19 protein-coding genes are annotated in these 19708 nt (G+C 52.1%); 7 read left to right on the top strand and 12 right to left on the bottom strand.

Annotated elements, in window-relative coordinates:
* Positions 1-22: 22 nt before the first annotated feature.
* From QUD54_RS10165 to QUD54_RS10130, 8 genes are all read right to left on the bottom strand, one after another.
* The gene (locus tag QUD54_RS10165; RefSeq protein ID WP_286336621.1) at positions 23-1618 is read right to left on the bottom strand and encodes a DmsC/YnfH family molybdoenzyme membrane anchor subunit; all 1596 of its coding nucleotides are present in this window, start codon (positions 1616-1618) and stop codon (positions 23-25) included.
* Positions 1619-1833: 215 nt separating this feature from the next.
* Entirely contained in the window at positions 1834-2334 is a 501-nt protein-coding gene (locus tag QUD54_RS10160) for a YcxB family protein (RefSeq protein WP_286336620.1), read from the bottom strand.
* Positions 2327-2932: a hypothetical protein gene (locus QUD54_RS10155; RefSeq protein WP_286336619.1), complete on the bottom strand. Its 606-nt coding sequence runs from the start codon at positions 2930-2932 to the stop codon at positions 2327-2329. Before QUD54_RS10155 ends, QUD54_RS10160 begins: the two co-directional genes overlap by 8 nt.
* Before the next feature lie 58 nt (positions 2933-2990).
* Positions 2991-4688 (bottom strand): cbb3-type cytochrome c oxidase subunit I, encoded by a 1698-nt coding sequence (locus QUD54_RS10150; RefSeq protein ID WP_286336618.1) that lies wholly within the window; start codon positions 4686-4688, stop codon positions 2991-2993.
* An 11-nt stretch (positions 4689-4699) separates the two neighbouring features.
* On the bottom strand, positions 4700-5293 hold the full coding sequence (locus tag QUD54_RS10145; RefSeq protein WP_286336617.1) for a cupredoxin domain-containing protein: 594 nt from the start codon (positions 5291-5293) through the stop codon (positions 4700-4702).
* A 186-nt stretch (positions 5294-5479) separates the two neighbouring features.
* Positions 5480-7114 (bottom strand): bifunctional protein-serine/threonine kinase/phosphatase, encoded by a 1635-nt coding sequence (locus QUD54_RS10140; protein WP_286336616.1) that lies wholly within the window; start codon positions 7112-7114, stop codon positions 5480-5482.
* A 35-nt stretch (positions 7115-7149) separates the two neighbouring features.
* The gene (locus QUD54_RS10135) at positions 7150-7887 is read right to left on the bottom strand and encodes a YebC/PmpR family DNA-binding transcriptional regulator (RefSeq protein WP_286336615.1); all 738 of its coding nucleotides are present in this window, start codon (positions 7885-7887) and stop codon (positions 7150-7152) included.
* A gap of 98 nt (positions 7888-7985) precedes the next feature.
* Positions 7986-9263 (bottom strand): MFS transporter, encoded by a 1278-nt coding sequence (locus QUD54_RS10130; RefSeq protein WP_286336614.1) that lies wholly within the window; start codon positions 9261-9263, stop codon positions 7986-7988.
* Between the two features lie 164 nt (positions 9264-9427).
* Between QUD54_RS10130 and QUD54_RS10125 the strand changes: the two genes are divergently transcribed.
* From QUD54_RS10125 to QUD54_RS10095, 7 genes are all read left to right on the top strand, one after another.
* Positions 9428-11326 (top strand): ferredoxin--nitrite reductase, encoded by a 1899-nt coding sequence (locus QUD54_RS10125; RefSeq protein WP_286336613.1) that lies wholly within the window; start codon positions 9428-9430, stop codon positions 11324-11326.
* A gap of 86 nt (positions 11327-11412) precedes the next feature.
* Positions 11413-11760, top strand: coding sequence for a hypothetical protein (locus QUD54_RS10120; protein WP_286336612.1), 348 nt, complete (start codon positions 11413-11415; stop codon positions 11758-11760).
* 23 nt (positions 11761-11783) lie between these two features.
* Positions 11784-13022 carry a heme-copper oxidase family protein gene (locus QUD54_RS10115; protein WP_286336611.1) on the top strand — a complete coding sequence of 413 codons (1239 nt, stop codon included), beginning with the start codon at positions 11784-11786 and terminating at the stop codon, positions 13020-13022.
* 54 nt (positions 13023-13076) lie between these two features.
* Positions 13077-13388 (top strand): metal-sulfur cluster assembly factor, encoded by a 312-nt coding sequence (locus tag QUD54_RS10110; RefSeq protein ID WP_286336610.1) that lies wholly within the window; start codon positions 13077-13079, stop codon positions 13386-13388.
* Positions 13378-13689 carry a hypothetical protein gene (locus tag QUD54_RS10105; protein ID WP_286336609.1) on the top strand — a complete coding sequence of 104 codons (312 nt, stop codon included), beginning with the start codon at positions 13378-13380 and terminating at the stop codon, positions 13687-13689. The genes QUD54_RS10110 and QUD54_RS10105 overlap by 11 nt, the downstream gene beginning before the upstream one ends.
* Entirely contained in the window at positions 13655-14161 is a 507-nt protein-coding gene (locus QUD54_RS10100) for a DUF1858 domain-containing protein (protein WP_286336608.1), read from the top strand. Before QUD54_RS10105 ends, QUD54_RS10100 begins: the two co-directional genes overlap by 35 nt.
* Before the next feature lie 94 nt (positions 14162-14255).
* On the top strand, positions 14256-17048 hold the full coding sequence (locus QUD54_RS10095; protein WP_286336607.1) for an EAL domain-containing protein: 2793 nt from the start codon (positions 14256-14258) through the stop codon (positions 17046-17048).
* Here the strand turns inward: QUD54_RS10095 and QUD54_RS10090 are convergent.
* The 4 genes from QUD54_RS10090 to QUD54_RS10075 are packed head-to-tail and all read right to left on the bottom strand — an operon-like array spanning position 17045 to position 19596.
* A complete protein-coding gene (locus QUD54_RS10090) occupies positions 17045-17647 on the bottom strand; it encodes an FmdE family protein (protein WP_286336606.1) in 603 nt (200 codons plus the stop codon). The genes QUD54_RS10095 and QUD54_RS10090 overlap by 4 nt on opposite strands.
* A complete protein-coding gene (locus QUD54_RS10085) occupies positions 17644-18906 on the bottom strand; it encodes a hypothetical protein (RefSeq protein ID WP_286336605.1) in 1263 nt (420 codons plus the stop codon). Before QUD54_RS10085 ends, QUD54_RS10090 begins: the two co-directional genes overlap by 4 nt.
* Complete coding sequence (locus QUD54_RS10080; protein ID WP_286336604.1) at positions 18899-19165, bottom strand: DUF2249 domain-containing protein; 267 nt, start codon at positions 19163-19165, stop codon at positions 18899-18901. The genes QUD54_RS10085 and QUD54_RS10080 overlap by 8 nt, the downstream gene beginning before the upstream one ends.
* A complete protein-coding gene (locus tag QUD54_RS10075; protein WP_286336603.1) occupies positions 19165-19596 on the bottom strand; it encodes a hemerythrin domain-containing protein in 432 nt (143 codons plus the stop codon). Before QUD54_RS10075 ends, QUD54_RS10080 begins: the two co-directional genes overlap by 1 nt.
* Positions 19597-19708 lie beyond the last annotated feature (112 nt).

The following is a 19708-nucleotide window of genomic DNA, read 5'->3' as shown; positions in this document are numbered from 1 at the left end:
TCCATTCCATTGACGCGTCGCATCAATGGCGCTGATTCCCCGCGAAAAAGTTCCCAGCAAGTCCGAGCGGCACCACCGTTCGATAAAAGAGATACCGGCCGGCCAATTCACTCACCGTTGCCCCGACAAAGGCAATTGCAAGTATAAAGGCCGCGGCGATCCCCATATTGGCCGCAGCGAATACGATCGATACCATCGGCAGGCCGATCGCGAAGAGCGCCAGGCTCGCCAGGCGAAATTTCTTCAGATTACCGAAATACTCTTCCAGCAACCGTTTGGTACGGCTGAGCGGATAGTAGAGCGGATGCTCCCTCTCCAGATACTTGTAAAAAACGGTCTCTTCGTAGATCAAGTGCATCTGGTAGAGCCCCAGCATCAGCGTAGGTGCCAGCAGTGCCAACACGCTGCGCGCCTCACCCGTCGTCGCAAGAACGACCGCGACAAGCAAGAACCCGAGATACCCCGTTCCGAAAAAGCGAAACGTCGTAGACTTTCTATCCCACGCCGGACGCGCTTTGATACGATAGATTTTCGACTGGGCGTAGATGCCGTAGATGCCGAGCGCGAGTATCGGAATCTCGACGATCAACTTCAGCCACCCCGGTGCTCCGAGTGCATAGATTCCCACCAAAAACGTCACGCCTCCAGCATAGGCCCCCAGTGCCGCCGCTTCGCGGCTGAGCCAGGATGTTTTGAGGTTTTTCATTGCCGTAATCGCCAGAATCGGACGCCCCAAATGCAGTGCGGAAAGCGGCAGCCCCACCGCGGCAGGAAGCAGTACGGCGATCACCATCCAAAGATTCGGTGCAGGAAGGTCGAGGCCCAGCAGATGGATCAGCTCGCCCAGAAAGAGTGCGACGAATCCGCCCACCGACATCTGCGTCAAGACCGTCATGAAAACTAGCGGAAGTTCAGGATGGGCCGGTTTGAGAAGATGCTCGTCCGCCGGGCGGATCTCCTCGCCTTCGGGAATGTCGGGCAGCGTATAGCGCGTCGTCGGTTTGGTGATGGAGATATCGGGCAGATGCGGCGCCACTCCCTCTTTGGCCATTCCCTCTCTCAGCCACTCCTCCGTGTCGACCACTTCGATCTCGATGGCACCGGCTGGGCATGCCTGCACACATGCTGGGGTCTGGCCGGCTTCCAGTTTGTCGACACACATGTGGCATTTGGTGACGATGCCACGCTCTTTATGAAAAACGGGTACTTCGTAAGGACAGTTCCAGGTACAGTACTGACAGCCGATGCAGGTTTCGTCTTCATGAAAAACGATGCCGTTGTCGAGTTTGATGTAGCTGTTGGTGGGACACCCCTTCAGACATTCAGGGTCGATGCAGTGGTTGCAGCTCATCGAGTTGAAGAGCTGCAGAACCTCGGGGAAATGCCCCGTCTCCATCTCCCCGACGCGGCGCCACTTGATATCGGCGGGGTTGTTGTTCTGCTCGTTGCAGGCCACCTCGCAGCAGTGGCATCCCACACACGCCGTCATGTCGAAATGGAAACGGTACTGTTGGCCCGGTTTCAACTCGGGAATGTCAATGCTGTAGTTGCCGCACTGCATCCCCGTTTCGGCTTTGTGATCCAAAAAGCTGTCGATCGCACTTTTCGCTTCGCTCATATTCGCTCCATCCCTCAGACCTCTGAAAAGCATAGGGTATTAATGATTCGATTGTAGCACTTTCGATCGCTTCTATATGACTAAAATTTAATCACTGCCATTACGCGGCAAAATGGGCCCTACGCTTCCATATCCTCTTTGTCGGCCACTTTTGCGATAACGATCAGCGCTGCCAGAAAGATTATGATAATCGCGATATAGAGATATGAGATCATTTAAAGCTCCACTTTTTGAAATTGTTCCACGCTGTTTCTCAAAAGAGAGGAGAAGGCTTCACGGGTATCGGAGTTTTCAAAGCGGTTTTTCGGGATATAGAGAAAGCTATCTTCCATATCGAGCAAATAGCCCTCTTTCGCAGCCAATACGCGTTTGAACTCGGGCCACGGTACGCATCGTTGGTTGATACAAAGACCCTCTTCTTCCGCAACGATATGCAGAGTCTCTCCGGCAAACGGCGACTTTTCGAAAAATCGTCTCAACGCCGCTTTCCGTAGAGGCCAGCGCAGCCCGTACCAGTAGAGAAGCAGCAGTGTCGAGACCAGCAGTAACCCGGGGGCGCCGTGGCTGACCGCGCCTACCACCCCGAACTGCGTCAGTGCGATAAAGACCCACCCCGCATACCGTCGCCAAGTATGGCGCATTTGATAAGTATAGGCGAGCCTGGCACCCTCCAGGAAAGTCGCCTCGTCCCAGTGCAGTTTCAACGACTCAGACATGCTCGTCACTCTCGTGGATCCAGAGCGTCTCCTTTTTCACACAGCCGCTCTCCTCCAACGCTTCCAGGATCTCGAGCGTCTCGTGGTAGAGCTTCTCGAAGCGGGCACTCTCCCTGCCATACTTGCGCTGTTCCCGCTTGGCGTACCACCACGCCGCCACGATCGAGAGAGCGAATAGCCCATAAATATACCACTGGTAGGCCTTGAGATTGAGAAGCACGATGAAATACTGCACCGAAAAGAGGACGAAAAACTCCACACTGAAGATGATAACCAGTGTCGAGGAGTGGGCGAAGTCGAGGGTATACTTCTCGATCGCCCGCAATACAGAGAGGTTTTCGTTGACCTTTTTCGCTTTTTGCAGGCATTCGCCTTCGAGTCCATCGAGAGGGATGTCCCGAAGATGGATGTTTGAAAGATTGTACTCCACATTGGTCTGTTTGTAGTCGTACAAAATCTGGGGATGGCTGCCCAACACCTCCAAAATCTGCTCGACGGTGGGCTTTTGGATCCCGAGAATCTTTTGCACATCCTGTAGAATGAGGTCGTAGAGACCCACCGTCTTGATCTCTCGGGCGACGCGGTCGAGATTTGTCAAAGGTTTCCTCCCACAAAAAGTTGATGGGACGCCCCGAGGGGCGTCCGACAAATTTTCTTTAAGCTTTGACGGCGGCGGGAGCCGGTTCGGGCTCCTCTTCGATACCGTAACTCGCGATGTCGTTGTTGGCCGGTTTGAAGATGCCGATGAGTCCCTTGAGCCCTACGCTCATGACGATGTTGTAGAGGAAAAGGAACCAGGCGATAAGCACCATCGAGCCGAAGATGGCCGCCAGGATCATCAGGCCGCCAAACTCGCCGTCCACATAGAGATGGCGGCGCAGCATACCGTCAAGCCCCGCCATGCCGGCGAAGGCACCCATGCCGACCCCGCCGATCAGATAGAGCCAGAAGTGGGCCCAGGTCAGCTTCTTGCTGAAGAGCTTCGTGTTGTTGGTGACCAGTGGCCAGAGCACGTACAGTGCGCTGTAAAGCGTCATGTAGAGCCCTACGATCAACGCGATGTGAAAGTGGGCGAAACTGATCCACTGGGTATTGTGCAGCACACGGTTGAGGCCCATATCGGCCTGGATGATACCTGCGGGAACCGCCAGGCCGAATCCCACCAGACCGCCCAGCAGATAGGCCAATTCCGGCGTCATTTTAAGCGGGCGCGCTTTCCAGAGCGTCACCAGCGTGATAAAGAGCGCCAGCCCCTGGGTCAGCAGCTCGAAAGCCGTCACCATCTCGCCCGAAACCAGTTTCATCATCTCGGGCTGGGGCTGGTCGGCCAGCAGATGGTGGCTCCAAACCATCCAGCTGACGAAAAGCTCCAAAAGCAGTGCAGCCCGGGCGACGTTCTCCATAAAGAGCTTCTGGCCGGTGATGATCGTCGCCAGCAGGTACCAGGACCCGGCCACGTAGATCAGGACCAGGCCGTCGGCCACCAGATCGAGCCCCCACCAGAAGTAGTTTTTGTAAAGAAGCGAGTCGACCGCGTGGACATCCCAGCTCAGCCCGCCCGCGTCGGCGATGAGATAGACAAGAACCAAAATCCCCGCACCCAGAATGACGATAGCGTCGAGGAAGGTGTCCACAGTGCCGCGGAAGATGGCAACCACCGGGAGGCTGAGTGCCGGCTCTTTGGAGTAGGGAGGTTTGCCGGTAAGCTTGTGAATCAGGTTCATCAACCCATCGATCCCGAAACCGGAGATGAGCAGCTCTTTGGTCGTCTTGTTCTTATGCACGCCGACACGGGCGAAGATCGTGGCGTAGATGTTGTAGATGAACCCCAGCGTCCCCACCATGATCAACGCCACCCCGACGACGAATACGAAACCGCCGACGATACTGAACTGTTCGGTATCCGCAGGCAGCGGCCAGTAGAGGGTGTAGAGGGGTGCGTACTGCCAGATAAACCCGGCGATCCACGCCAACGCCGTACCGATCGTGATGCAGAGCCAGACGAAATTGGCAAGTTTCACGCTGTAGAGCGGCTTTTTGGTCAGGTAGGGCACCAAAAACATGAAGGCGGCGAAAACCAATTGATAGGTCGAGCCGAATATCCCCACAATGGGGTGCACTGTCATGATCGAAAAGTAGTGGTCGGGATGGCTGAACATCTCCGGAAGCGGATTGGCGGGGCCGGTCTGCACCATCCGCATGATCATCCCCTCCAGGGCCACCAGGCCGAAAAAGATGAAACTCATCACCACCGCCCGCAGCGTCACCTTCTGCAGGGCGCTGAGACTGTCGGCATCGAAGTTGGTGCCGTTCATCAACTGGTCGAAAAACGGTTTTTTCTCTACTGTTTGCATCAATGGTCTCCTTACTTGCTCGCGAATTTGTCGTTGCAGTGGACAACGAGGGCATCTTTGACCAGCATCAGGTCTTCGCCCGTATGTTTTTCGTACTGGCGTGGGCCTGCATACTCGGTGGATGTGAGGTCGAACGTCCCGCACTCGTGAAAAGTCCAGAGAATGTCGTTATCGTGCTTGGGAACCACCTGCATTTGCATCACCATCGTGCCATCTTTGCGAAAGAGGCCGAAACCGTAGGTGAGGTCTCTGCTCCGGACGTTGAAGCGGACCTTCTCACCCATGTTTGCCACCATCTGCTCTTCTGGGAGCTTCCATTTGTGCCGTTCGATGGAGATGTCGTACTCTCTGTCGGCCTTGATGTCGTGGCGCATGATATCCTCCGCCACCCAGGGGATGGCGTTGTAGGTGAAGATGTGGTGCCCCACCCCGCCGGCGACCAGAAAGGCGATGTATCCATAAAAAGGGATACGTACCCATGACCTGGCCTTCTCTTTACGGCCCAGATTGTAGCCGAACCATGCAATGACCGAAATGATCAACAATGCATAGATCGTGTAGGCCATCCAGTGGAACTTCAACAGTTCGATCGATGTCTGAAACATCCGTCGCTCCTTATCTTGTATTCGCACGAAGTTTAATTGAAGAGCGTGAAGGGTTTTCTTGACATAGATCAAGTGTTGACAAATGAAAGTTGAATTTTTATCATCGTTTATGGTTAATTTTTATACATCTGAAAAGCAGGCTTGTCCAAAAAATGTTCAGCAGGATATGAAAAGTATAACTATGAGTTATCTCAAGAGCAAGGTGGCCAGCAGTAGGTTGAGGAGTGTACTCACCACGAAAAGGGCCCGATAGATCTTCACCGGCTCCCGTTCGAAAAGCGATATGTTTTCTGGATAGTACGGTTTCACCTTCTCGGGATGGGTCAGTTCATACTCCATCTCGCTGTAGACTTCGTAGCGGCGTATTTTGTCACGTTCGATGGCTCGCATCACGACCGCTTCGAACCATGCAGGTACCGTCTTGTTGTAGATGCGCACCGGCTTGGGTGTTTTGAAGACCGGGTTCTGAAACGGTTCGATCTCGCCGTACGGGAACTTTCCGCTCAACGCCTCGTAGAGCGTCACGCCGATCGCGAAAATTTCGGTCTGCTCGTTTATCGGTTCGCCGGCGAAACGTTCGGGTGCGAGGTAGCTCGGTGTCCCGGCACGAGAAGCGATCGAGAAGATCTCGACGATCGAGCCGAAATCGACCAATTTGAAAACCCGCTTGCCGTGGCGTTCGAGCACGACGATGTTTTCAGGCTTGATATCGCCGTGGACCAGATCAAACTTGAGCAGGAACTGGCACGCATGGAGCAGAAACTTTCCGAGCTGGATGGCATCTTCGACCGGCAACGGCTTTTTTTCGGTCAGCTCTTTGAGGCTTGGGCCCTCCAGATACTCCATAACGTAATAGCGGACGGTGCGGTTTCTCGAAATGACCGCTTTCGGGAAAAATCCGGCCTTGAGGCGTGAAGCGTTCCACGCTTCACGGACGAAGAGGTCGAGCTGCTGTTCGTCCTCGGCCGCTTCTACGGGCGGAAATTTCAGAACGTACCTCACCCCCTTTTTTTCCGCCAGCCAGGTGCGTTCGTTCCGAATGAGCGGCCCAACAAGCCGGTAACCGTCGATCTCCTGCTCTTTTTCCAGCCGTACGGGAATGGGGAGGTCGATATTTTTCAGGCTTTGGCGCCTGCTTTCGCCAACGATTTCGATGACGACGGCCGTGGTGTCGTCGGGAAGGTCGTCGCCGACCTTTCGGCTGGCGTTCTTGACGATCGACGCGGCGCCGAATTTGAGCTTCGCCTCGATCTCAAGAGGCGTAAGCACCTTTTCGAGCCCATCGCTCGCGAGCAGAAGAATGTCTCCGGTTTCGAGATTGTTTTCGAACAGGTAAGGGTCCACCGTCTCCGAAAGGCCGATCGCCTGGGTGATGACATGCGCCATTCCCGGCTCGTCGCTGACGTGGGCGAACGAGATCTCCTGCAGATGGCTGTTTCGATAGAGGAAAATGGGAGAGTCACCGACGTTGGCCCCGTAGAGGCGATTGCCATCGATGACGACGATGGAGAGGGTCGTGACGTACTCGGGCCGCTCGTACTCCTCGATCCCTTCACGGTAGAGAATGGCGTTGATGCCGGCGATAAAACGGTGCAGCGATTTTTCGATACTCCAACTTCGCGGGCGTCTCTTGAAGTTGTTCATCAGGTAGTTGACGACGCGGCGGGCGGCCCTGCCCCCCGCTTCCGCACTGCCGACCCCGTCGCAGACGATGCCCACACAGAGGTCGTCAATGACCCTGACGGCGGAGAAATCTTCGCTGACGAGCTCTTTGCCTTTGGCCAATCCGAACGAACTTACTTTGAATAATTCGTCCGCCATGGCACACTCCTTTTCATTAATATCGATAATATCGATTACGCGAGGTTGGTGTAGACCGCCTGCACATCCTCGTCGTCTTCGAGTTTGTCGATCAGTTCGCTCACTTCGTCCATCTGCTCGTCGCTCAGCTCCAGCGGAACGTTCGGAATACGCTGCAAGGAAGCTTTGGTGATCTCGATGCCGTGCTCCTCGAGCGCTTTGCCCAGTTCACCGAACGACGTGAATTCGCCGTAGACACGGATGATCTCTCTGTCCTCGCCGTTCTCCTGCGGAATTCTGTCCTCTTCGAGCTCTTCGAGGCCATAGTCGATCAGCTCAAGCTCGAGCTCTTCGAGGTCGATGTCGTCACGTTTGTCGAATTCGAAGACCGCCTTGCGGGTAAACATGAAATCGAGCGATCCACTGGTCAGCAACTCCCCACCATTGCGTACCAGAATGGCACGGATATTGGCCACCGTACGCGTCCCGTTGTCGGTCGCCGTTTCGATATACATCAGCGTCCCATGGGGGCCTTTGGCTTCGTAGGCGATCTCTTTGATATCCGCCGCATCTTTGCCAGAAGCCCGCTTGATCGCCGCTTCGATATTGTCTTTGGGCATATTCTGCGCTTTGGCGTTCAGGATCGCCGTGCGCAGTTTCGGGTTCATCTCCGGATCGGGTCCCCCCTCTTTGGCCGCCATCGTGATGACACGGCCCAGTTTTGGGAAGATGCGTGACATCGCTCCCCATCGTTTCAGTTTTGCCGCTTTGCGGTATTCAAACGCGCGTCCCATGTTTCTGTCCTTGAATTTTTTATCGCATTATATTATGAATTGCAGCGATTGGACAACATGCATCGGTTCGAAATCGATCATTCATCGTCCAAAATCGATTAAATACGGCCGCCTGCACTCAATCCCCAGGTGGTGCGCCAGCGGGTTTTGACCAGGCTGATACCGAGAATGGCGACGAGTACGACACCGGCAAAGATGAAGAAACCCGCGGCGTAACTGTCGAAGGCGCCTTTGGACCATCCAAGCGTCTTGATGAGTGCCGTTCCGCCAAGACCGCCGGCACAGCCGACGACACCGGTCATGATACCCATATCTTTGCCAAACCGCTGCGGTACGAGCTGGAAGACCGCACCGTTGGCCATCCCGAGGTTGGCCATGATGAGAAAAAGTACCAGAATGGCAAGGTAGAAGTTGTGCACCAGCGTCGCGTTGACAACCGCCAGTGTAGCGACCGCACCGAAGAAGATGTAGAGTGACTTGACGCCTCCCAGCTTGTCGGCGATACCGCCGCCCACCGGCCGCAGTACCGCCCCGGCGAATATACAGAGTGCACCGAAATAACCCGCGACGACTTTCACGTTCTCTTCACCCAGAAACTCGTGGCCGAAAGCGCTCATGTCGACCTGGTAGGTGTTCATCAAATAGACTTTCATGTAGTTCGCGAATCCTACGAAACCCCCGAAGCTGACGGCGTAAAAGAGGCTGAACCACCATGTATCTTTGTCTTTGAGAAGCTTCAGATAATCGCCCAGCTTCTTGGGATTCGGCTTATAGATCGACGGTGGCGCATCTTTGGCCATGAAGGTGTAGACGAGAAAGATGAAGGTCGAAAGAACGCCGCCGACCAGAAAGACCGTCTGCCATCCCCAAAGCTCCGCGATTTTCGGCGCGAAAAGGAAATCGACGACGACACCGATGTTGCCGGCGCCGGCAAGCCCCAGTACCAGGCCTTGAAGTCTTGGCGGATACCACTGCCCCGCCTGAGGGAGCGCCACCGCAAACGACGCACCCGCAAAACCGAGGCCGAAGGCGACCATCAGCAGTTCGTTGTAGGTGATGCTCTCACCGCGAAGATAGGCGTAAAACAGCGACACGATGACAATGGCCTGTGCCATCAATGCCGTCTTTTTCGGCCCAAACTTGTCGACACCGAATCCCAAAACGATACGAAGAATGGCACCCGAGAGAATCGGAATGGCCAGCAGTGTCGCTTTCTGCCCAGGGGTCAACGCGAAGCCGTGCATCGCCAGCGATTCCGAAATCTCCGTCGCCAGCGGCCCAAGCATCGTCCAGACCATGAAACTGAAATCGAAATAGAGGAAAGCCGCGAGCAGTGTGGGCAGATGCCCCGCCGTTTTAAGTTCGCCCAACTTCATTGAAACTCCTTAAAAGTTTAATGCCGGAATTGTAATGTGTTTTATAACTTCTTATTGATTATTTTTTAATCAACTCAGAGTCGATTATTGCTTGATTAAAAAACAGGCAATGCTTCTGAAAATAATTTGTTACACTTTCCGGACATCTTAATTCAGGAAAGTGTATGACACTCGCAGAGATCCAAGCCAGACATACCAAAATAAACAAAATCGAAAAACTCAAAGCTACCCGCAGCTACAAAGAGGCGTGGGAAGCGCTGCAAACCTATGCCGAGAAAGGGTACGACACCATTCTTAAAGAAGATATGGAGTTTTTTCTCAAATGTTTCGGTATCTTCGACCGGCCGGCCACGCCGGGCAGATTCATGATGCGTATCCGCATTCCGGCCGGACGCCTGACGAGCGAGCAGGCGGGTGTACTGGGGCGCATGGCGAAAGCCTACGGCAACGACTATATGGATTTGACGACACGGGCCCAGGTACAGCTGCGCCATCTGGAGATCGAAAACATTCCTTATATTATAGAAGAGCTCGAAAGTGTCGGCATCACAAGCTGGCAGACAGGTGTCGACAACTTCCGCAATATCGTCGCCGACCCGTTGAACGCGCTCTCGCACGACAATATCCTCGATGTCATGCCGTTGATCGGGCAGATGCAGGATCTGTGGCTCAAAAAAGAGGATTGGATCGCCGCGCTGCCGAGGAAATTCAACACATCCATCAGCGGATCGATGACCAATCGCTGCAACCTCTTCGCCCACGACTGCTGCTTTGCACTGGCCGTCAAAGAGGGCGAATACGGTTTCAACGTCTATCTCGGTGGAAAAGTGGGTGCCATCGCCGAGTCGGCGGATGTTTTCGTCCGTTACGAGGAGGTGATCCCTTTCTACGAAACACTCATCAAAATGTATCGGCACTACGGCTTCCGTGACAGCCGCAACAAAAACCGCCTCCACTTTCTGATCAAAGAGGCTGGCATGAAACTCGTGGTCGATACGGTCAAAGAGATGGCGGGGCACGATTTCGACACGGCTGGCGAAACCCTCGTGAAACAGCCGCGCACCGAAGAGCGTGACGGCCGCATCCGGCTCAAAGAGGGCGGCTTCGCACTCCATATGGTCGTACCGTCCGGCATCTTCAGCGGCACGGCGATGATCGAGGCAGGCGAACTGGCCGCGGAGCTCGGCAACGGAAAGCTCAACGTCTCGACGACACAGAATCTCTACATTCTGGGTGTACCGGAAGAGAAGATTCCCGGAGCGTTGACCCGAAAGCCTTACGACCGCTACCACTGCATCTCGACCCCCTACTTCAATCAGATGGTCGCCTGTGCGGGAATCGATCTCTGCCCGTTCGGTGTCATCCCCAACAAAGCCGATGCAATCGAAATGGCTGAATTTTTGGGCGAAACGGTCCCGCTTCCGGCCGATGCGGCGATCCGCATGCACTGGTCGGCATGTGTCAAAGGGTGCGGCGTGCACGAACTGGGCGACATCGGCTTCATCGGCTGTAAAGCCAAAGAGAACGGACAGAATGTCTACGGTGTGCACATCCAGATCGGCGGCAAGTCCTCCATCACCCAGGAGGAGGCTTACACGATCATGAAGACGGTGCCGCTCAGCCGTGCGAAACATTACGTTGCCGAACTCGTGAAAGCCTACCGCGATCTGCGCAAACCGCGTGAATCGTTCGAACGTTTCGAAAGCCGGCTTTTCAGACGCTACTCGAAAGGTGCGATCGAATTCATCCTGCGCTGGAATGTGGAGGTATGCGGACCGAACGGCTTCGAACCGCTTGCATTCGATCCCAAATGGCAGCCCAATATCGAGCATAACGAAATCTTCCTTCTCGGACTCGATATCTACAAAAAAATCACGGGAACGAAAGCGTACCAGGGAACACACCTTTTCAATCCTATCGAAACGAGTCCGGCAAAACACCCCTCCAAAATCAACGATACCATCGATCCACGACTTGGAGAGATCGTGATGAAGATGATCGCACCTTCTCAAAAAAGGTTCGAAGTTTTCACCGAAATCATCAACGAGATGCAAACAAGATAAAATTTGTCGGAATCATTGATGTAAATCAAGTGGCATTCAAACCTTTTAGTATATAATTCACAAAACTGACGAAGAAAGGGGAGAAAATGGAAATTTTACCGCCAGATGCAGAAAAAATCGAGGTTCCGGGTGCCACCGTAGATTTTTACAAATATACGAAGGACGGCATTACCTACTACCAATTCGATACATCCCGTTGCGGGCCGCCGGAACCGATGGTCAACGCAATGAGCGGACTCAAACTAATCGACGGTCCGGACAAGAAACTTGTCATGATCAACCACAAAAAACCGATGGGCCTTCTCGACAAGATCGGCCAAAACTTCGACATCCAGGATGAAACGCTCGAAGATGGCCGAGTCAAACTCATTTTCAGCTACCGAGAAGGTGCCAGCGAAAACGCCAATCTCAACGACGCGGCCTGCCACGGCTGACATAAAAAATATAGGGGGAAGGCATGTTTAACGTCTCGAGGGAGTTTGCTCCTCCCTTCTCGCTGATCGCACCATTTTTCGTGATCGGCTCTATCTTCTATCTGATCGCTTCATTTCTTTTGCCGATGTTCGGGGCCGATGCGAGCCACTTCGACATCAGTGTCGTCGGTTGGGCACATCTCTTTTTGCTCGGTTTCGTTATGATGATCATCTTCGGGGCGATGGCCCAGCTCGTTCCGGTCGTACTCGAAGTGGGCCATTTCAGCGTCGATTTCTACTATGTCATCTGGCCACTTCTTGGGATTGGTACCATTCTGATGGTGCTTGGATTCTGGCTTGCACCGGGAATGCTGCCCTACGGAGGGATGATGGTCCTCATTTCGATGCTCATCTTTCTCGCCGATACGATCATGACACTCCGTAAGGTCGAGCACGTTTCACTTACGGTCAAAACCGTCGCCGTCACCAACGGATTCCTTCTTTTGGGAATTCTGGTCGGATTCGCGATGGCACTCGGTATCGGGGCAGGTGTCGGTGTCGACATCAGTAAATGGCTGAATGCACATATCGTTCTGGTCCTGGGCGGCTACGTAACGCTTACGATTATGGGGATGAGCCTGATACTGCTGCCAATGTTCGGACTTTCACACGGCTTCGACGAAAAGCCGATCAACCTCAGTTTCAAAATCATGGTGGGCGGCGTCCTCTTCTATCTGATCGCGACACTTTTTGACTCCAAAGATTTCCGCTTCTTGGCAATGTTGACGATGATTGGAGCGATGGGGCTCTATCTCTACCAGATCTGGCTCATCTACAAAACACGCGCCAGAAAAGAGTACGACATCTGGTTCAAATCTATGCTCTTCGGTTATGGCTCGCTCGCACTCTCGCTGCCGCTCGGTTTTGTCGCGGTCATGGGTGGCCCCGAAAACGTCGGCCTTGCTGCCGTCTGGTTTCTGGTGATGGGATTCTTTACATTCCTGATCAATGGACACCTCTACAAAATCATTCCGTTTCTGGTCTGGTTCGAACGCTACAGTCCGCTCGTCGGAAAAGAGCGTGTCCCGATGCTCGCAGAGATGTATCCGAAAAAAGAGGCGGAGTACGAATTCTGGTTTTCCGCCGCAGGCGTGACGATTGCAGGATTTGGACTGCTTTTTAGCAGCGATACGATGTTCAAGGCCGGCGCGACATTTATCGCCATCGGCGCGATCTTTCTTGTCCAGAGTGTCGTCTGGATGATGAATTTCGGTAAAAAATAGCCGACAGCACGGAAGCTCCGCTTCCTTATAAACAATAGAACAACGGAGAAAATTATGAGTGAAAAAATTACAAAAGAGCAGGTTTTCGATGCGATTCGAAAGGTCATCGATCCGGAAGTGGGTTTCAACCTTGTCGAAATGGGACTCATCTACGATGCCATTATCGACGATGACAACAATGTCAAAGTAGTCATGACTCTCTCCACCCGCGGCTGCCCGCTGCATCAGATGCTGACACAGTGGGTCAAAGATGCCGTCAAAGAGATTCCCGGCGTCGGCGAAGTCGAAGTCGAAGTGGTCTGGGAGCCGGCTTGGAATATCTCGATGGCGGACGACAACGTCAAAAAAGCGTTGGGTGCCCTGTAAAGTGAACAAAGAGACGAAAGAGGAGTGGATGCACGAACTGCGCCACCTCTACGGCGCCGGAATCCTTTTCTTCTACTACGCCAAATGGCCGATCCTTCTGGGACTTCCGGCCATGTACTACGGCTTGGACTATCCGCACAATATCGTTCTCGATATCTTATGGATCTGGTCGCTGGTTCTGGTGTTGAAAGATTTTTACGTCTGGTTCATACTCAAAAAGAGTTATTGTGAAAACACATCGTGTAAAACGGAAAAGAGAAAACAAAATGGTAGAAATCACACCGAAAACGAAAATCAATGATCTACTGAACGCCTACCCGCAACTCGAAGCGTTCCTGATGCAACTCAATCCCAAATACAAAAAACTGAAAAACCCCATTCTACGCCGTACCGTCGCGAAAATAGCGACACTCACACAGGTCGCGAAAATCGGCGGTTACGAAACGCTCGATCTTGTCAACAGACTGCGCAAAGAGGTTGGCCAGCCTCCGCTGAACGAAACGGATATCGAAGAGAGCAAGGAAGAGGAAGCACCTGCATGGATTCAAAAAGAACCAAAAATCGTCGTCGACGCCAACAAACTCCTCGATGAAGAGAAAAATCCGCTTGCGGAAGTGAGCAGAGAACTGAAAAATCTTGGAAGCGGTGAAATACTTTTGATAGAAAGCGACTTTCTCCCATCCCCCCTCATCGACACCTTCAAAGAACAGGGATACGAAGTCTATGCACGGGAGACAAACGGAAAAACATTTTTAACCTATATAAAAAAATAAAAATTTCTTTATAAACAATATTAATTAATCTCAAAGTGAGGGAAGAGTATTCTATGATAGTAGATAATTGATTATTCCATCAAGGAAATACTTTATGCGTCGCCTTCTTGTTCCAGGCATCTATATCATGAATATGCTCAGCTATCCCAAAAAACTTGGGCTGGCGGTTATATTTTTCTTTCTCCCCTATCTGATTCTCATCATCATCTCCTACCGATATCTGAACGATCGGGAAAACGCTCTTCTCCATCTCAAACAGATGTTGCAAGAAAATCGAAATATCAACGCTCTTTTCCACGATATCTCACTTCAACGTGGCTATGCCAACGCTTTTTTTCTATCCGGCGACCAATCGTTCGAAACAAAAGCGAATATCATGACAAACCTGATCGAAAAAGATTTCAAACCGCTCCTTTCGGAAGAAAAAGAAAAAAGAGCCGTTTTTACGAAACTGCAGGAACAATACCGCACGATCACAAAAGAGTGGAACGAGCGAACACCCCAGGAAATCTTCCAACGCTACAGCCAGCTGATCGGCACCCTCCTCTACGAAAAAGAGAGAACCGGCGGTATTCGCACACTTAAACAAACATACAAACAATCCAACCACCATCTTGTCAAAATCATTCAGACCCATCTACCCAGACTGAATGAAATCATTGCCCTGCAAAGAGGGTTGGGTATAAGTGCTGCATCGTATGAAGAGATCGGAGAAGAGGGTCGCATCTACGCATCCGCACTGAAAAACGGGCTTGAGAACGAACGAAAACGAATCCATCACAACCTCTACAGCCTATGTTCCGACGGAGACCAGGCATGCGAACTGGTGAAAAAATATCTTGCGTCCCTCGAAAAGAAGATCGAAACATTCGAAGCACTCTTCGATAAAACGATCATCCATTCATCCGGTCGTGTCGAAATCGATCCAAAAAACTACTTTCTCCAAGCGACCGAAGTGATTGAGGAGGGATCGAAAATGGATGATGCGATGACGCAACAGCTCGACTGGAACTACGATGCACAGTTGGCGCAGGTCCATCGTACCATGACGGCAAGCATAGCCATCTTCGCCCTGGCATTGATTATACCGATCTATTTCGCCACATCCTTTTATAGCTCGTTCATGAGGGCACTTGGTAAACTTCTCGCCGTAGCCGAAGCGATCAAGCAGGGAAATTTCGACATCGAAATCGGCCGCTGGGAGACGAAGGACGAGCTCTCGACAGTGGCGAAAACGTTCCGGCGAATGCTAAACGAAATCAGGGAAAAGATCGCCTTTTTAAAAAGCTATCGAAGAGCACTCGATGCGAGTTCGATCGTCTCCCGGACAGATGCGAAAGGGACGATCACCCATGTCAACAGCCATTTCGTCGAACTCTACGGATTTTCACCACAAGAAGCCATAGGGCATACCTATGACATCATTAAAGACCCCGAAACGTCAAGCGAAATCTACAAACAGGTGTGGGAACGGATTTTGGACAAAAAAATCTGGCACGGTATCTTTAAAAACAAGAAAAAGAGCGGCACCGTATGCTATGTAGAATCGACCATCGTACCGATACTTGATGAAAAGGGGAAAATCTGCGAATTTGTCTGCGCATCCCATGATATTACGGAGATCATGGAGCAGAAAGAGATGGCGATTCACCGTATCTATACCGATACGTTGACCGGTCTTCCCAACCGCATGAAGCTGCTCAAAATGCTCCGGTCCCTATCTTCACCCGTCATCGTGCTTGTCGATATCGACCATTTTGCACAGATCAATGACTTTTATGGATATGAAATGGGCGATGCACTGCTGCTGAAAGTGACCGAACGTCTCAGGGAACATCTGCTTCCTGACGAATTTGCCCTATTTCATACCTATGCCGACGAATTTGTGATTCTCGGAAACGAAGAGCGCTCGCAGGAGCTGAAAACCTCACAGTTTGCACATGAGCTTCATGCATTGCTGACCCAATCATCATACGAAATCAACGGATTTGCCATAAATATCGAAGTGACGATCGGAATGGTGGACTGGAAGCGTGTAGAGGGTACAGAGAAACTGAAGCCCGAAGAGATGGTAGCATTTTCGGATATGGCGCTAAAAAGAGCGAAAGAGGAGAAAAGGGATTACCTGGTAATCAAGAATATCGCATCGATCAAATCCAGGATCGAACACAATATCACCTATACCGAAAAACTGAAAAAGGCCATTACCGAAGAGCGTATCGTCCCATATGTACAAAAGATCGAACGAAATGGCGGCAACACACACGACAAATACGAATGCCTTATCCGGATGATCGAACCAAACGGCAGCGTGACATCCCCCGGCGCTTTCCTTGAAATCGCCAAAACTTCGAAACTTTACCCAAATTTGACGCGCATCATGATCGAGAAAAGTTTCGCATTTTTTTCACAAAGAGAGGATGAATTCTCGATCAATCTCTCGATCGACGACATTGCCGACACTACGACGTACAACTTTATTTTCGATGCACTTGAACACTTCGAGGTGGCCGGTCGGGTGATTTTTGAAATCCTCGAATCGGAAGGTATTGAAAATTTCGACACGATGCATCGTTTCATCAAGGCGGCGAAATCATTGGGATGCCGCATCGCCATCGACGATTTCGGAACTGGTTACTCCAACTTCGCCTACATGCTCGAACTCGATGTCGACTACATCAAGATCGACGGATCGCTGATCAAAAATATCGATTCTGATAAAAACAGCCGTATCGTCGTGGAAGCGATTGTCGAATTCGCCAAGAAACTCGACATCGAAACCATTGCAGAATTTGTCCACTCAAAAGCGGTTTACGATATGGTCGTATCCCTGGGAGTCGATTATTGCCAAGGATACTACCTCGATGAACCGCACAGCATCGGTTAATAGAGCGTAACCATTTTCGGCCACAACTCCTCTTGTAGCAGAATTTTTTCCACCCTCTCCTGCCAAAGCTCGCCAAAACGCTTCTTCTCGTCCGGCGTGGCAACTCCCTGCATGATTTTCTGCATCAAAACCTGCTGTTCGGGATTGCCGGGTACGATGGAAGGGTTGTAGCTCATTTCCACGCTTACACCATTGTCCAGACGCGTCAGGCGAACTTCGCCCTCCATCTCCACACCGTAAAAAAGCCGGTTGTTGCGCCCCATCCTGCCGCCAAGCCCTTTGAATCCTCCTTCGTTCGCCGCACCCGTAATGAGGCCGATACAGCTGCCGATGACACCTTCGACACCCTCGTCCAGCGCACCGCGAAGCTCCACTTTGACATTCCCGCGAACGGGCAGATCTTCACCATAAAGTTTTTCGAGGCCGATCCTGCTAAGAAGCCAGGCACCTGCAACGGTGGGACAGGAGTGGCCTGCCAGTTTGACCATGTCGATGTAGTTATAGGTGATTCGTCCGTTTTCCACAGCACCCAGAATATCTGCAAGCGGGTCAATCGTATCGATCGGTTCGACCTCGTCGAAAAAAGCGGGGTAGTTCATAAAATTCCTTTGTCTTTCAGATTGTTGTAGATTTTGGCGGCAGCGATGAGATTGGCACCGAAGAGGATGGACTCGGCAAGGAAAATCAGTGCCGTTACCTTCCACAACAACGGCATGAAGAACGCCGGTAAAAACGTCGCCGCCAGTGCCCAGTGTATCCAAAGATGCCACCTGGATCTTTTTGCAGGGATGATATCGCCCATCGTCGGACACTCCATCACCCCCTTCGCATTGAGATGGAACCATACCAGAAACGGGATTATCTTGTAGCTCATCGCAAAGATGATGCTGATGACGAAGTACCCAAACAGCAGCGCCGCCGCATCGAAAAGCGGAAGTTGTTTCGTCGCCACACCGATAAAAGCCAGCACGACGGCCAACAAAAGCGAAGCGAGCCCCGTACGCCAGAGCCATACCGTGGCATCGGCGACGGGACGTTTTCGCTGCGTCAGACGCTTCAGCGTCACCAGCGCAAACACAAATAGCAAAAGCCCGGCAACGGCATCCAGTGCGATGACGACACCTCCGGACACCAGATAGAAAGGTACCTGCAGAACCAGAACCGCGAGCATCGCCATGGGAAACCATTTGCGTACCGCTTTGGGATACGGAGGTGTGACGTAGAACATTTCGATCACCTGAAATGCCACAGCCATGATGAGCGTGGCGATCCATCCAAAGAGCATGAAGTGCATATGGATCGTCCGCAAGTCGCCGGGCAGCAGCCCGATATCGATCCCCATGAAGGTAAGCGTCACGAGCGCCGCAAAGAAGACTCCAAACCCAAGGCCAGTGATCGCAGCGATCATCCCGACGACGGAAGGTGTCTTGTTTTCGACACGCAGCAGCTTGGAGAACATCAGAAAAACGACAAAACCGAGCGATCCAAGAAGCAATGCCAGGGCTGGATGCAGGAGGAAAGGTTCTCCGAAAAAGAAACCGCCGGCGAGCATCAAAGTCCCAAGTCCCATAAAAGCGTGAATCCACCGGGCATGATACATCGGCGCTTTTATAGAGGCACCCGCAATGACGGGAAGCATCTGAAAAAGTGCTCCGACCATTGCCATTCCAACGACGCCAACCAACAACAGATGGACGACGGCCACCGTTTCGGGAGCATCCCAGACTCCGAGTGTCGTCGGGTCGGCACTCAAAAGTGCCAGTGCCGTGAGAATCCCGAAGAAAGGCACCGTGAGAAAGAAGCGTAGAATGACACCGAAGGGCGGCGCCTGATCGAGCGAAAGCCCCTGATTAAACATCTTTCTCTCCGCTGCAGCATGCTGTCAGATCGAGATTTTCATCCCGGGTAAACCAAATATGCCACTCCGCCTCGGAAACCTGGCAAACCCGATACCGAATACCATGCCTCTGCGCAATCATCAGCAGAGGCTGTGGCATCCGATGGATAACGAGCCGGAAAAGATCCTTCGGTCCCATCCGTTTAAACATCTCGACCGATCGTTCCAGGGGTTCGGGGTGGTTGAGGCCGCGGACATCCAGTTCAAGCATGGGATGCATCAGTGTGTTTTCATCTTTTCGACAACTTCGTGCGCCTGTGAAGCGAGTACACGGTCGCACATCGCATAGAGCATCTGTTCCTCTTTCATATTGTGCTGCTGAAGCAGAATCATCAGTGTATCCGCGACGGAGAAGAAACGCTCCCTGTCCTCTTTGTCGATCGCATCTTTGAGCTGTTCGAGAAGCCCTCTGACCTGGTTGTGCTCATAGCGCATGACCTGTGTCGGTCCCTCGGAGCTTCCGGTGACCTCTTCGAAAGTCGGGAAGAGAATCTCCTCTTCTTTGTCAAAATGTTTGAGGGTATCGACCATGAACTCCTCGAAATGTCTGAAAGCTTCTGTAAAATCACCACTGCTCGCCGCCTGCTCCGCTTTGGCGAACGCTTCGTCACACATACGGTGCTCATCACGCATATAGTTTGAAATTTCCATCGAGACTCCTATTTGAACATCAAAAATATTTTACCCATCAGCGCCGCAGTGAGTGCGAGAAAAGAGACAAGAATCCAATCCATTGACGATCCTTTCATTTGGCGTAAAATAA

This window comes from Hydrogenimonas cancrithermarum (assembly GCF_030296055.1).
Lineage (GTDB): Bacteria > Campylobacterota > Campylobacteria > Campylobacterales > Hydrogenimonadaceae > Hydrogenimonas > Hydrogenimonas cancrithermarum.
Note: the sequence above shows the minus strand (reverse complement) of the source record. Positions and strands in the feature narration are given on the sequence as shown.